10 protein-coding genes are annotated in these 13,222 nt (G+C 63.7%); 3 read left to right on the forward strand and 7 right to left on the reverse strand.

Annotated elements, in window-relative coordinates; all coding sequences use genetic code 11:
• Positions 1 to 59 precede the first annotated feature (59 nt).
• A complete protein-coding gene (locus NKJ72_RS26565; protein ID WP_352480093.1) occupies positions 60 to 1,535 on the forward strand; it encodes a hypothetical protein in 1,476 nt (491 codons plus the stop codon).
• 95 nt (positions 1,536 to 1,630) lie between these two features.
• Here NKJ72_RS26565 and NKJ72_RS26570 read toward each other — a convergent pair whose 3' ends face one another.
• The 4 genes from NKJ72_RS26570 to NKJ72_RS26585 all read right to left on the reverse strand — a co-directional run bounded on the left by NKJ72_RS26570 (position 1,631) and on the right by NKJ72_RS26585 (position 8,691).
• Positions 1,631 to 2,548: a hypothetical protein gene (locus NKJ72_RS26570; protein WP_352480094.1), complete on the reverse strand. Its 918-nt coding sequence runs from the start codon at positions 2,546 to 2,548 to the stop codon at positions 1,631 to 1,633.
• A gap of 245 nt (positions 2,549 to 2,793) precedes the next feature.
• The gene (gene gyrB, locus NKJ72_RS26575; RefSeq protein ID WP_352480095.1) at positions 2,794 to 5,265 is read right to left on the reverse strand and encodes a DNA topoisomerase (ATP-hydrolyzing) subunit B; all 2,472 of its coding nucleotides are present in this window, start codon (positions 5,263 to 5,265) and stop codon (positions 2,794 to 2,796) included.
• A 146-nt stretch (positions 5,266 to 5,411) separates the two neighbouring features.
• On the reverse strand, positions 5,412 to 8,078 hold the full coding sequence (locus tag NKJ72_RS26580) for a caspase family protein (protein WP_352480096.1): 2,667 nt from the start codon (positions 8,076 to 8,078) through the stop codon (positions 5,412 to 5,414).
• 58 nt (positions 8,079 to 8,136) lie between these two features.
• Positions 8,137 to 8,691 carry an NADPH-dependent FMN reductase gene (locus tag NKJ72_RS26585; RefSeq protein ID WP_352480097.1) on the reverse strand — a complete coding sequence of 185 codons (555 nt, stop codon included), beginning with the start codon at positions 8,689 to 8,691 and terminating at the stop codon, positions 8,137 to 8,139.
• A gap of 184 nt (positions 8,692 to 8,875) precedes the next feature.
• On the opposite strand from NKJ72_RS26585, the gene NKJ72_RS26590 reads away from it, so the two are divergent.
• The gene (locus NKJ72_RS26590; protein WP_352480098.1) at positions 8,876 to 10,249 is read left to right on the forward strand and encodes a cytochrome P450; all 1,374 of its coding nucleotides are present in this window, start codon (positions 8,876 to 8,878) and stop codon (positions 10,247 to 10,249) included.
• Between the two features lie 21 nt (positions 10,250 to 10,270).
• Here the strand turns inward: NKJ72_RS26590 and NKJ72_RS26595 are convergent, their stop codons facing one another.
• Positions 10,271 to 11,245, reverse strand: coding sequence for a complex I NDUFA9 subunit family protein (locus NKJ72_RS26595; RefSeq protein ID WP_352480099.1), 975 nt, complete (start codon positions 11,243 to 11,245; stop codon positions 10,271 to 10,273).
• Positions 11,246 to 11,343: 98 nt separating this feature from the next.
• Here NKJ72_RS26595 and NKJ72_RS26600 point away from each other — a divergent pair, with 98 nt between their 5' ends.
• Positions 11,344 to 11,760 (forward strand): hypothetical protein, encoded by a 417-nt coding sequence (locus tag NKJ72_RS26600; RefSeq protein ID WP_352480100.1) that lies wholly within the window; start codon positions 11,344 to 11,346, stop codon positions 11,758 to 11,760.
• A gap of 57 nt (positions 11,761 to 11,817) precedes the next feature.
• Here the strand turns inward: NKJ72_RS26600 and NKJ72_RS26605 are convergent, their stop codons facing one another.
• Together NKJ72_RS26605 and NKJ72_RS26610 are read right to left on the reverse strand one after the other, a co-directional pair.
• The gene (locus tag NKJ72_RS26605; RefSeq protein WP_352480101.1) at positions 11,818 to 12,819 is read right to left on the reverse strand and encodes an Ldh family oxidoreductase; all 1,002 of its coding nucleotides are present in this window, start codon (positions 12,817 to 12,819) and stop codon (positions 11,818 to 11,820) included.
• 33 nt (positions 12,820 to 12,852) lie between these two features.
• Positions 12,853 to 13,222: ABC transporter permease subunit (locus tag NKJ72_RS26610; RefSeq protein WP_352480102.1), on the reverse strand; the 370-nt coding region annotated here is incomplete at its 5' end.

A 13,222-nucleotide genomic window follows, 5' to 3' on the forward strand; every position in this document is an offset into this window, starting at 1 on the left:
GGTTCTGAAGCTACGATGCCGACCGTCGTCTTGCAAACGGCGTCATCGTGGAGGTGCTGGTGCCCGACCCTGGTTCTGCTGCATCGCCGGCCGCCGATCTGACCGCAGCAGAGAAGGCGCCGCGCAAGCGCAGCCAGGCGGTAGTGGTCGTGCACGGCATGGGCGAGCAGCGGCCCATGGACACGTTGAGGGAGTTTGTCCAGGCCGTATGGAGCCACGATCCGGCCCGTGCACCGTTCTATGCCCACGTCGCCGATCCGGCCGACCCGATGGGTGCGAAGATCAACCAGAGCTGGATCACGCCCGACAGCCGGACCAATTCGCACGAACTCCGCCGGATCACCACGCCCTATGATGTCGATGGCCGCCGCACCGATTTCTACGAGCTTTACTGGGCCGACATCACCCAGGGCACGACCCGAAGCCGCCTTGCTGCCTGGGTGACGACCCTGCTCTGGCGCAAGCCCGTCGATATTCCGCGCGATGTGCGCAAACTCTACGTCGTCACGCTGTTGGCCACCATCGTCGTCCTCGGCGCGGCGCTGGCGCTCGCAACGTCGACCTGGCAAGGCTACATCTCCTGGACGACCGGTGTGCTTGTCACGGTTCTGGCGTCGTTCGTCATCTGGTCGGTGGACCAGTTTGGCTTGCCTTATTTCGGCGACGTCGCCGCCTATGTGCGGGCCGAAGCGGCAACGGTCGAGAAACGGGCGCTGGTCCGCGAGCGTGGCCTCAAGCTGCTGAAGCGTCTCATGATGGACGATGCCTATGATCGCATCGTGCTGGTCTCGCACAGCCTCGGGTCGATCATCGCCTATGATCTGTTGCAGATCTTGTGGGCTGATTTCAGGCCTAGAAAGCTGGAAGCCATTCGCGACAAAGCGCGGCTGAAGGCGATCCACGCCGTCGACAAAGCGACGCTGGCCGCCGATGCCTCCGCCTGGCCCGACAGCCTCAATGATCTCCCCGCATTCCGGCGCCACCAATGGGAGCTCTACCGGCAGCTTCGCGTCGGCGACGCCGATCATCCGCTGCCGTGGAAGATCAGCGATTTCGTCACGCTCGGCAGTCCGCTGACCCACAGCGAGTTCCTGGTGACCTACAACCTCGCCGAATTCAGGCGCGGCATCGCCGAGCGCCTGTTTTCGGCATGCCCGCCGATCGCCGACAGGGCGGCGGGCGGGACCATGCTCTACCAGGAAGGGCGCAGCCATTCCGGCAAGCCGCAGCGGGCGGTGCATCATGGCGCGGTGTTTGCCGCAACGCGCTGGACCAATATTTTCGACAGGGGCAATGGCTGGCTGACCGGCGACCCGATCTCAGGGCGGATGACGGAAAACTTCGGTCCCGGCGTGGAAAACATCCAGGTCGAGCTGCGCGGCTCGCTTGGCCGCGTCTTCACGCACAGGCTCTATTGGTCGCTGACGGCGAGCGGCGTCGAAGTCAATGCGCCGGTCGGCGCACGGCCGCGCTCGCACCTTGCCGTGCTGCGCGATGCGGTCGATCTCGGCCGCAAACTGGAAGCTGAGCTGTAGGCGGTGAGCACGACAATGCCGCGGCGGCACTTCAAGGCAAGGGTCCGCTTCGGGCGTAATCTTCCCGAAGCGGACCGAGTTCGCCTAGTCACCGATCAACGATTGGTCAGGAAAATTGCTTCCTCGTCGTCGCGCTGCCTGCCGCCAAGTGCTGCGGCCGCACTGGCAATGAAGGCGCCGATGACCAGCGACAGCGCGCCAATCAGCGAGAAGGTGGCGCCTGCCTTTCTGGCGGTGTCGGCCGCCTGCTGCGCCTTGACCTTGGCCTCCTGCGCTCTGGCGATTACTGCATCGACGCGAGCGGTGGCATCCGCTTCGGACAGGCCTGTGCGGGCGGCCACCAGCCGCGACAGATAGGTCTTGTCGTCGGCCGATATTTCGCCTGCTGCGGCACTCGCGATCAGAATGCGCGATGCCTGCGCCGATGCCGCGGCGTCGCTCTCCGGATTGGCGGCAGCGAGCCTTGCCGGATCGGCCGGGCGAAACAGCGTATCGACGAAATACGACGTGGCGTCGTTAGTCGAGGCGCCACCAGCGTTTGCGGCAGCACCTGCCGAAGCGCCCATTGCCGCGCCCGATGCCACAGTCGAAGCAGCCTGGACACCGCTGCCTATTGCGGCCGAAAGCGCCGTGCCGAGCACGCCGGCGACGAGCAACGTCGCCAGCGCCCAGGCCAGGAAACCGTGAGCGGTATCGCGGAAGAAGACTTCATCGGTGTGGATGCCGACCCATTTGGTGCGCAGGCGTCCGGCGAGGTAGCCGCCCAGCGCCGACGACAACCACTGCACGACGATCAGCCAGACGGCAGTGGAAACTGCGAAAGTGGTGACTGACGCACCCGAGCCGGACCATGGCGACACCATGCTCAGCCCAAGCCCGGAGCCGAGCAGCATCAAGATGAAGGTAAGCGTCGACGCAGCAAAGGCGCCGGCGACGATTGGCCCCCAGCTGACAGCGGGGGAAGCGGATTCCGTCGGTGCGGAAACGTCGGCAGTCGTTAGGGTGGACGGCATCGAAGCCCCCTACCTTGCAAACAGCATGATCAGAATAATGATCGGAATCGGGACTCCGAGAAGCCAGAGCAAAATGCCACGTCCCATGGATGCCTCCTGCGGCGATTGTGATCAACTACAATGCCTTGAAAGCCTTTCCGTTCCGGCGGTCCTGCTGATCTCTGTTGCTTGCAACAGTCGGCATCGGTGCGCCAAGGCGCACCAATGCACTTCATGCCTGCTGGCTGGGTATCTGAGATCGTGGCTCAGATGTCCAGATTGGCGACCGACAGCGCGTTTTCCTGGATGAATTCGCGCCTGGGCTCGACCTCGTCGCCCATCAGCCGCGAAAACAAGCTGTCCGCATCCGTTGCGTCATTGACCTTGACCTGCAAGAGCGAGCGCACATTCGGGTCAAGCGTCGTTTCCCAGAGCTGCTCGGCGTTCATTTCGCCAAGGCCCTTGTAGCGCTGCATGGTGAGGCCCTTGCGGCCGGTGGCAAACACGGCATTGAGCAGTGCCAGCGGCCCCGAAATGGTTTCCGAGACATCCTTGCGGCGCAGCACCGGCGGCTCGCCATAGATTTCCGCCAGACGCGGCGCATAGCGGTCGAGCTGGCGTGCGTCGGCGGAATTGATCAGCGCCAGGTCGAGATGTGCGAACTCCTTGACGCTGCGCACCGTTCGCTCGAAGACATAGCCGCCAATGCCCTCGTTCGAGGTCGACATGCGGCCGATCCAGCCGCGCTCGGTGTCCTCGGCGATAATGTCGAGACGGCGGGCAACACGCTCGGCCGTCTCATTGGCGCGGCCGAGGTCGGTGAAGATCTCCGGGTTGAGCGCGCCGGCAATCGCTGCCTGCTCGACCACGCCTCTGTTATAGCGGGTGTGCAATCCGTTGATGAGCTGGCGGACAGCCAAGGCGTCGTCGATGGCACTGCGCAGGTCCTGCCCGGCCCGCACCTCGCCCGTGCTGAGCGCAAGCGACGCTTCTTCCAGCCCGGAGCCGATCAGGAATTCCTCGAAGGCGGCTTCGTCCTTGATGTATTGCGAGCTCTTCCCGCGCGTCACCTTATAGAGCGGCGGCTGCGCGATGTAGAGATGACCGCGTTCGATCAGTTCCGGCATCTGGCGAAAGAAGAAGGTCAGCAGCAAGGTGCGGATGTGGGCGCCGTCGACATCGGCGTCGGTCATCAGGATGATCTTGTGGTATCGCAGCTTGTCGGCATTGAACTCGTCCTTGCCGATCGAGGTGCCGAGCGCAGTGATCAGCGTGCCGATCATGTCGGAGCCGAGCATACGGTCGAAGCGGGCGCGCTCGACATTGAGGATCTTGCCGCGCAGCGGAAGAATAGCCTGGTTCTGGCGCGAACGGCCGCCCTTGGCCGAGCCGCCGGCGCTGTCGCCCTCGACGATGAAGATCTCCGATTTTGCCGGATCGCGCTCCTGGCAATCGGCCAGCTTGCCGGGCAGCGAGGTGACGCCGAGCGAACTCTTGCGGGTAATGTCGCGTGCCTTGCGCGCGGCTTCACGCGCGGCCGCGGCCTGGATGACCTTCTCGATGACCGCCTTGCCCTCGGTCGGGTGCTCTTCGAGCCAGGTGCCGAGCGCTTCGTTGACCAGTCCTTCGACCACCGGACGGACCTCGGACGACACCAGCTTGTCCTTGGTCTGCGAGGAGAATTTCGGGTCGGGAACCTTGACCGACAGCACCGCCGTCAGCCCTTCACGGCAATCGTCGCCGATCAGCGCCACCTTTTCCTTCTTGGTCAGGCCCGAAGAGTCGCCATAGCCGGTTATCTGGCGTGTCAGCGCACCGCGAAAGCCTGCCAGATGCGTGCCGCCGTCGCGTTGCGGGATGTTATTGGTGAAGGCCAGCACGTTCTCGTGGTAGCTGTCGTTCCACCACATAGCGACTTCGACCGTGATGCCGTCGCGCTCGGCGCGGATCGATATCGGCTTGTCGAGCAACGGCTTTTTCGTCCGGTCGAGATATCGGACGAACTCTTCGAGGCCGCCATCGTAGTGCAATTCATGGCGCACGATGTCGGCATGGCGGGCATCGGTCAAAACGATGCGCACGCCGGAGTTCAGGAAGGCGAGTTCGCGCAGCCGATGCTCCAGCGTACCGTAGTCGAATTCGACCATGGTGAAGGTTTCGGACGACGGCAAAAACATGATTTCGCTGCCGCTGCGGCCTTCATAGGTGCCGGGGACCTTGTCTTGTTCATAACTGCCGGTGACGCGCAGCGGCGCGTCGGCATTGCCATGCGTGAAGCTCATCTCGTAGATCTGGCCGTTGCGGCGGATCTTCAGTTTCAGCCAGGCCGACAGCGCGTTGACGACCGACACGCCGACGCCGTGCAGGCCGCCCGACACCTTGTAGGAGTTCTGGTCGAACTTGCCGCCGGCATGCAGCTGCGTCATGATCACTTCGGCCGCCGAAATGCCTTCGCCGGTGTGGATATCGGTCGGAATGCCGCGGCCATTGTCGATGACCGTCACCGATCCGTCCGGATTGAGCGTCACCGTCACCAGGTCGGCATGGCCGGCCAGGGCTTCGTCGATGGCGTTGTCGACGACTTCATAAACCATGTGGTGCAGGCCCGAGCCGTCGTCGGTATCGCCGATATACATGCCCGGCCGCTTGCGAACGGCATCCAAGCCCTTCAAAACCTTGATGGAATCGGCGCCGTATTCGGCTTCAACGCCGTTGGCGATGTCGGTCTGTTCGCTCATGAAAACCTGTCTGATTGATGCCGTGTGCAGAGCGCGAAAAATCGGCTTCGAATCGCGCATTTCTAATGTCGTAGATATAGGCGCAAAAGGCGGTTTTTCCAAGGTTTGCAGGCATTTCCGGACGGAATGACAGTCACGTCGGCCGGCTACTGGCGCTTGGCTTCGATCCTGGCCAGCCGCTGACGCAGGAACTTGATCATGAATTTGTATCGCGGCGCCAACCGCCCGCTTCGGTCGAGCTCGAGCGTCATGTCGAGCGCCTTGGAAAGCACGGCTTTCGGATCCTTAGCGACTTGCGCGTAGTCGATATAGGCGACCACCAGGTCGCGCTGCCAGGTGGCGTTGTCCGGATCGGACCGGGCAAGTTTCTCGCGAATGGCCAGGCTGTCCTGATAGGCTTGCCGGGCTCCGCTGACGTCGCGCTGCTTTAGGCGCAGGGTGGCGACTTCGGACAGCGTTATCGACAAGTCACGCTGCCAGTCGGAATTGGCCGGATCGAGCTTGGCCAGCCGCTGCGCAATCGCGTAACTGTCCAGATAGGCTTTCAGCGCGCCTTTGTGGTCGCCCTGTATCGCCAGGACGCCGGCGACCTTCTCGAGGCAGACGGACAGGTCGCGCTGCCATTCGGTGTTGTTCGGGTCGCCGACGGCGAGCGCGCTGGCCTGCGAAAGTGCCTCACGATAAGCCGAAAGTGCCGCAGGCCAATTCTGCTGGTCGCTCAGCGCATTGCCGATCTTGGCGTTGCCGACCGACAGGTCGCGTTTCAGCTCGGTGTCGTCCGGATCGCGTTTCGCCAGGTGCTTGACGATCGCGAGGCCTTCCCTGTAAGCCGCCAGCGCCCCGGCGGCGTCGCCGCGTTCGCGCAGCAGGTCGCCTATCGTATCGTGGCTGACCGAGACGTCACGCTGCCGGTCGGCGTCTCCCGGTTTGTCCGCCGCCAGCGCCAGCCGCACCTTCAGGCTCTCTTCATAGGCCGCCTGTGCGTTGTCCAGTTGGCCTGCGACATGGGCAAGGTGACCGATCTCATCGTAGGTGATGGTCAGGTCGCGCTGCAGTTCGGCACGGTCGGGCTCTCCGGCGGCGAGCTGTTTCTTGATCGACAGACTTTCCTGGTAGACCTCTGCGGCGCCGGCCAGATCGCCTTGCGTCGCCAGTACGTTGCCGATCTTGTCGTCGGCCATGGCGAGGTCGCCGAACCACTCCAGATTGTCCGGTTCTGCCTCGGTCAGGCCCTGCAGAATGGTCTTGGCGGTCTCATAATTCTGCAGCGCTGTCGGCAGATTGCCTTGCGCCATCCGCACATTGCCGAGCTTGACGTGGCTGACGGCGAAGTCGCGCTTCACGTTGAGATCGGTTTCATGATGCAACCGCCGTTCGAGATCGGCTTGCAGCGCTTCGAAGGCGCGGCCGGCCGCATCGATATTGCCGACCGTGGTATAGAGCTTGCCGAGTTCGTCCAGCGTGCGGATCAAGCGGTCGGCATCGTCGAGCGACAGCACCACCTGTCCGGCTTCGCCATAAAGCGCGAGCACCGACTCATAGTCCCTGATGGCTGTGGCGTAGTCGAGGTCGGCGCGCGCCGCCCCGCCGGACAGATAGCGCGTTGCGGCCTCGGAGAGCGTGCGGCTGACGAAATTGGCCTTCAAAGCGTTGCGCGAGACATTATCGATCTCGGCTGCCTCGGCGAGCTTTTTGCGCGCCGCATCGAACGCTCCCAGCGAAAGCTGCTCTTCGGCCTGCCGGCGCAACGCTGCCACCCGCAGATCGTCGGATCCAAGCGTCTGCATTTCGCGTCGCACCTTGACGAAGGCGTCGGCTGCCTCACGCAGCCTGGCGTTCAGACTGTCAGCGGAAAGGTGGCCGGAATCGGAACTGATCAACGCGCCATAGAGCGGTGCCAGCGGCATGTCGGCGTCGCTGGCGATCTTCTCCACCTCGCCGCGCATCTGAGGCGTCACCTCGGCCATGGCGAGCAACAAGCGTTCGCGCTCGGGCAGTTTCTCCTTGGCTGTCGTGGCAAAGAACAGCTGCGGCAGGCCGCTCTCGACATAGGGCAATTGCTTGCCGCGCGAGAGGTCGTAGACCTCCTGCTGCACGAGCGTCAGCACGGAGCGGATCTCGAGTCCATCGGTGCCGAGATATTTCGTCAATGCTGCGGTGAACGGCGAATTCTGGCCGGTCCCATCCGCGGCCGTCTCGCCGGGTGCCGCCGAGAAGGCAAACAGAATGTTTTCTGCCCGCCCGACGCGGCCAAGACCCGGCCGGACCTTGACGCCGACCTCTTTTGCCAGCGCCGTTGCGCCGCGGCCTTCGCCGCCCGTAGCCGCAAACGGATCGCTGCGGCAGGCATCAAGCACGATCAGTCCGACCTTGCTGGTGGCGGCGACGGTCGTGCGGATCTCCTCCAGCGGCAGGCTGGTCTTTTCCAGCGCATCGAGCGACGACGCGTCTGCATCGACCGGCAGGAGCCGATTCTCGCCGGCGATCTCGACGCCATGGCCGGAAAAGAACACTACTACCACGTCGGCGCCTTTGGCATCCTCGCGGAAATCGTCGAGCGCCCGGCGCATGCGCCGCAGGTCGCGGTTGGTTTCGAGGAAGACCTCGAAGCCGAGTTTCCTCAGCACCGTTTCCATCACCTCGCCGTCGTTGACGGGATTGGCGAGCGGCCGGATCAGCCGGTAGTCGTTCTCGGCGATGACCAGCGCAACGCGCCGCTCCGCCATGGCAGCGGAGGCCGTCGAGAGGATCAGCAGCAAGGCAAACAGAAGACGCAAATCGAACCGCCCCGGCCCGGTCGTTTGCCGGAGCATTCCATCTCTTTATGGCATGAGCAAGTTATGGCATCGGCAAGCTCGGCCGTTCGCGTTGTCAGCCGACCCGCATCGGCTTCAGCGCTTCGCTCCAGCGGAACAACTCGTCCAGCATGGTCCTGGCCCCGCCGAGCACCTGCTCGCTGGGCAGGAAGGCGCCGGTCTCGTCGAGCAGCTTCTGGTACATCGGCAGCGCTACGCCCTCCGGGATCGGCATGACGCCGACCGCGGTCAGCAACGGTTTGACCGCCTGCGCCGCTCGCAAGCCGCCGGAGACACCGGCGGCCGGCTTGTATCGCCATTCCCTGAGCAGGTAGTCGACCGCGTTGACGATCGCCGGAGCGGCGAAATAATTGTATTCCGGCGCTACGAAGACGAATGCGTCGGCGGCGTCGATTGCTTTCGACCAGGCTTTCGTGTGGCTGTTTTCGTATTTGCCGAGTCTCGGATGATGCGGCTCGTCCAACACCGGCAGGTTGAAGGCGGCGATATCGGTGAGCACCGGCTCGAATTTCCCGTGTTCGCGCGCAAAGCTCTCCAGCCACTTTGCGAAAACCGGTCCGGCGCGGCCCGGCCGCGTGCTGCCGATGATGACGTTCAACTGGTGCTTCAAGGCAGGCTCCCGCCGGTTTCTGACATCTGTGGTGCTGCCACCTAAGACACGCAGCCGGACACAGCAAGCAGGCACTTTCCGGTGCCCTGGTCACATTCCAGAGAGCGGATGCTTCGCCTTGTCGTCCAGTCACATGGACGCCTGCCTTGCCCGCCACTACATTGAGGTGTCAGCGGAGTAAGCCATGGACAGTCAGCCCGTCCCCTTCGTCCCGCCGGCGCCGAAGCCGCGCACAGCGCCGCCCTCGACGCTGGAGATGATCCGCATCGTCTACCGCAATCCGCTCGAGCTGTGGGGCGAGCCGACCTATAACGAGCCCTGGATTTCGGTGACCGGTATCGGTGGGCCGCTGGTCATCGCCAACGATCCCGGTCTCATTCGCCACGTGCTGGTCGATAACGCCAAGAACTACAAGATGGCGACGGTTCGCCAGCTGATCCTGCGGCCGATCCTGCGCGACGGCTTGCTGACCGCCGAGGGCGAGGTGTGGAGGCGTTCACGCAAGGCGATGGCGCCGGTGTTCACGCCGCGCCATATCTTCGGTTTTGCCGAGCCGATGCTGAGGCGCACGCGGGAGTTCGTCATGCGCTACGAGGGCGGCGGTACGTTCGACATCGCTCACGACATGACGCTGCTTACCTTTGACATCCTGGCCGAGACGCTGTTTTCCGGTGAGATTTCAGGCGAGCCGGGCAGCTTTGCCAAGGAGATCGACCGCCTGTTCGAGACCATGGGTCGGGTCGATCCGCTCGACCTTTTGCGTGCGCCCGACTGGCTGCCGCGCCTGACCCGCATCCGCGGCCGCAAGACCATGGCCTACTTCCGCAAGATCGTCACCGACACGGTGCAGATGCGCGAGGCGCGGTTGAGGCGTGCTCCGGACACGGTGCCGCAGGATTTTCTCACGCTGCTGTTGCGGGCGGAGGGACCGGGCGGGCTAACCCGGTCCGAGGTCGAGGACAACATCATCACCTTCATCGGCGCTGGCCACGAGACTACGGCCAGGGCCCTCGGCTGGACGCTCTACTGCCTTGCCGAAGCGCCGTGGGAGCGCGAAAAGATCGAGCACGAGATCGATGCGGTGCTGGCGCGTGAGCCCGACCCGACGAAATGGCTCGACGCCATGCCGCTGACCCGCGCCGCCTTCGACGAGGCGCTCAGGCTCTATCCGCCGGCGCCGTCGATCAACCGCGAACCGATCGAGCCCGAAACCTGGAACGGCCTCTACATACCGCGGCGTGCCGCGGTGCTGGTGATGCCGTGGGTCGTCCACCGCCATCGGAAATTGTGGGACCGGCCGGACGCTTTCATGCCGGAACGCTTCCATCCGGGGAATCGCGAAAAGATCGACCGTTTCCAGTATTTGCCGTTCGGCGCCGGGCCTCGCGTCTGCATCGGCGCCAGCTTCGCCATGCAGGAGGCAATCATCGCGTTGGCGATCATGCTTTCGCGCTATCGTTTCGATACCACCGCGCAAACCCGACCCTGGCCGGTGCAGAAGCTGACGACGCAGCCGCAAGGCGGGCTGCCGATGCAGGTCACCAGGCGCGCGCCGTAGGCAACCGGACGTCCGTTCGTGTTACACGGCGGACTTGCGCTGGAACTGGCCGGCGGCGCGGTAGCGCCAGAGATAGCTTGGCAGGATGGTTCCGATCGAACGCGGCTGGATACCGAGGCCGGCAAGCGTCCTGTTGTCCTTGACGGCGTCATCCGACACGACATTGTGCTGGCGCAGCAGCAGGACCTGGTCCTTGGTCAACAATGGATTGGGCAGCAGCCCGAGAATTGATGCCTGGAGGTTCGCCAGCCACCATGGCACGGGCAGCAAAAACCGCTTGCGTTCGATGATGACAAGCAGCTCTTGCATGCACTCCTTGAAGGTAAGCACCTGCGGCCCGCCGAGTTCATAGATCCGGCCGCCCTGGACCTTGCCGTCGACCGAGTGCGCCACCGCCTCGGCGACGTCGCCGACATAGACCGGCTGGAAATTCGTCTGCCCGCCGCCGATCAGCGGCAGCACTGGGGAAAAGCGGGCCATGTTGGCAAAGCGGTTGAAGAAACCGTCCTCCGGCCCGAAATTGATCGATGGCCGCAAGATCACGGCGTCTTGGACCGTCTCAAGAACGGCCTTTTCGCCGAGCGCCTTGGTACGCGCGTAGTCCGATTGCGCGTGGAGGTCCGCTCCCAGAGCCGAGATGTGGGTGAGGCCGGCGCCGACGGCGCGCGCCGCTTCGGCAATAGCGCGCGCGCCGAACTCGTGGACGGCAGTAAATTTCTGCCGGCCGGCCTCATGCGCGATCGCCACCAGATTGACGACATGGTCGGCGCCTTGCACGGCGCGGTCGACCGACCAGCGCACCCGGACATTGGCCTGCACCGGCTGGATCTGCCCGACATTGCCAAGCGGTTGCAAATGACCGGCGAGATCGGGCCTGCGGCAGGCAACCCGGATGCGGTAGCCGCGCTTGGCCAGCGCCCGCACGACATGACGACCGACAAAGCCGGAGCCGCCGAAAACGACGACGAGCTTTGGGGTCTGAAGGATTTCGGTCATGGCTGGCTCCGGCGGGCTATCCAGATGGCTTGATTGAAGCCGTTTCATAGTCGGTTTCGCGCCAAAGGCAAAGGGCGACCATAGGTCGCCCGGCACTGTTGAAGCATGATTTTCCGGATCCGTTCGAAATGGCAGAAACGCCGCCGAGGCCCGGCTTTACGGCAACTCCATTAGGAACAGGAACCTTTGTTCGGTCGGCGATTTTAGATGTATGGTTTGGTTCCGAATGGAGGATATTGCCGATGACGACAAAACGCGTTGCGATCTTCGCTCTGGCTTTCGCAACAGGCTGCAGCATTGGTGCCCCGGCATTCGCGGCAAACCGGCATCACCACCAAGCGCAACCCGAACGCTACGTTCCCGCCAACGGCGACATCATCGACATTCTGTTCGGTGGCCCGCGCTACTATGACAATCACCTGTTCACGACGGCCGCCGAACCCTGCTCCTACAACAGGGTAGGACCCGACGCGAACGCGGTGAACGTCATCAACGATCATCATTGCGGGAAGTAGGCTCGCGCTGCCGGATCGGCCGGCCTCCTCAGCCGCTCATCCGACAAACGAATTTCCTCAGGACGAATAGCGGGCGGCGAATTCGGAAATGCGCTGCACCACGGCTTTCGGCGCGCTTATGCCGCGCGCCGCCGCCTTCTCCGCGGCCTCGGCCCGGGCACGCCCCGGCACATGCACGCCATAGCGCCGCCGCAACCTGTCGAGCTGGTCCTTCATCCGTTTTTCGAAATCCGGATCGAGCAGCTTGGGCTCGACGGCAAGCACGAACAGGCCGGTTCCCGGACTGTCCGGCCCGCCGTCGAACCATGGCGCATCGAGCGACCAGTTGGCGCCCGACAGGCCCGCAGCCAGCACCTCGACCATCAGCGCGATGTTGGCGCCGCGCTGGCCGCCGAAGGCAAGCATGGCGCCCTTCATGGCGGCTGCCGGGTCCGTGGTCGGATTGCCGCTGGCATCCAGTGCCCAGCCTTCGGGGATCTTCTTGCCGTCCTCGGCCGCCTTGCGGATGTTGACGAAGGCGGTGGCGCTCGACGACTGGTCGATGACCAGCGGCGCCCCGTCCATGGTGGGTGCGGCAAAGGACATCGGGTTGGTGCAGTAGACCGGTTTGATCGAGCCTGAGCCGGCAAGCACGGCCGGGCCGTTGGTGGCGGCGAACGATACCAATCCCTGCGCGGCCAGCCGTCCGGTGAAATAGCCGAGCGCGCCGCAGGTATAAGCATTCTTCTGCGAAAAGATGGCGACGCCGAACAGCCGCGCCGCCTTGGCGAGGTCATCGATCGTGCGGTCGAAACCGGTATGCGCTAAGCCGCCGCGCGCATCGGAAAGATAGACCGCGAGCGCCGGCCTGGTGATCACCGGATCGGCGTTGCCGTCAATACGGCCGGCTTCCAGTGCTTCGAGATAATCGATGAAGTGCGACAGTCCGACGGTCGACAGTCCTTCAGCCTCGGCCGCGACGATCGAGGCAGCCAGCGACTGCGCCGCCTCTTCGTTGGCGCCGGCGCCAAGTGCGGCCATCCGGCACAGCCCTGTCGCCTGGTCGAGACTGAGTTGCATGGCAGCTGCCCTGAATTCGCGACTTTAACAGCTTTAGCCCAGCTTGCTCGGGATCCGCGCCTCGAGCCTGCGGAAACCGAACACCAGGATACCGGTGATGGACATATAGACCAACGCCAGAAGCAGCAAGGGTTCGTAGGTGATGAATAGATCCTGGCGCACCCGCGAGGCTACGGCGTAGATGTCGACCATAGTTATCGTTGCCACCAGCGGTGTCGCTTTCAGCTGGAGAACAGTTTCACCCGCCAGCGTCGGCAGTGCCCGGCTGATCGCCTGCGGGAGCCATATGCGCCTGAAGATTTTCCAACGGCTCATGCCGAAAGCGCGGGCCGCTTCGAGTTGGCCAAGCGGTACCCCGGCGAAGGCGCCACGCATCACTTCGCCTTCATAGCCGGCATACGAG

It is taken from the genome of Mesorhizobium sp. M0045 (assembly GCF_040323385.1).
In the GTDB taxonomy this organism is placed as follows: domain Bacteria; phylum Pseudomonadota; class Alphaproteobacteria; order Rhizobiales; family Rhizobiaceae; genus Mesorhizobium.

Coding starts and splice junctions, on each gene's coding strand:
- NKJ72_RS26570 (WP_352480094.1), bottom strand. CDS start 2,548: ATGCCGTCCACCCTAACGACTGCCGACGTTTCCGCACCGACGGAATCC.
- gyrB (WP_352480095.1), bottom strand. CDS start 5,265: ATGAGCGAACAGACCGACATCGCCAACGGCGTTGAAGCCGAATACGGC.
- NKJ72_RS26580 (WP_352480096.1), bottom strand. CDS start 8,078: ATGCTCCGGCAAACGACCGGGCCGGGGCGGTTCGATTTGCGTCTTCTG.
- NKJ72_RS26590 (WP_352480098.1), top strand. CDS start 8,876: ATGGACAGTCAGCCCGTCCCCTTCGTCCCGCCGGCGCCGAAGCCGCGC.
- NKJ72_RS26595 (WP_352480099.1), bottom strand. CDS start 11,245: ATGACCGAAATCCTTCAGACCCCAAAGCTCGTCGTCGTTTTCGGCGGC.
- NKJ72_RS26605 (WP_352480101.1), bottom strand. CDS start 12,819: ATGCAACTCAGTCTCGACCAGGCGACAGGGCTGTGCCGGATGGCCGCA.